The 254-nt window shown below is 57.9% G+C and carries 1 protein-coding gene; it reads right to left on the bottom strand.

Translation table 11 applies throughout. The features are described from left to right. Nucleotides 1-71: 71 nt before the first annotated feature. Nucleotides 72-254: hypothetical protein (locus EK416_RS17795; RefSeq protein ID WP_164730110.1), on the bottom strand; the 183-nt coding region annotated here is incomplete at its 5' end.

The raw sequence follows: 254 nt of genomic DNA, 5'->3' as shown, positions 1-254 counted from the left end.
CGGTTGTGAGTATCAAAAGAGCGAGAATGTGGACTGAAACGGATGTCGCGAAAAAGGGGCGGCGCGTCGGATTAGCCATGAGCGGCCTCCCGCACGTCGGAGGCGGCGATCCAGAATGCGCAGCAAAGATCGGTTTCGCAGAAAAGGGTGCTGATCCTCAGCGTCTCAAGCCACATCAGAACGGCGAGAAGCGTCAGAAAACCGATGAACAGGGCCGGACCAAGCGAACGGTCCGGACGTGTGCGATAAAGCCA

Origin of the sequence: Rhodomicrobium lacus (genome assembly GCF_003992725.1) — a bacterium.
Classification (GTDB): Bacteria; Pseudomonadota; Alphaproteobacteria; order Rhizobiales; family Rhodomicrobiaceae; genus Rhodomicrobium; species Rhodomicrobium lacus.
The sequence above is the reverse complement of the archived record's forward strand: the minus strand, read 5'-3'. Positions and strand labels throughout refer to the sequence as shown.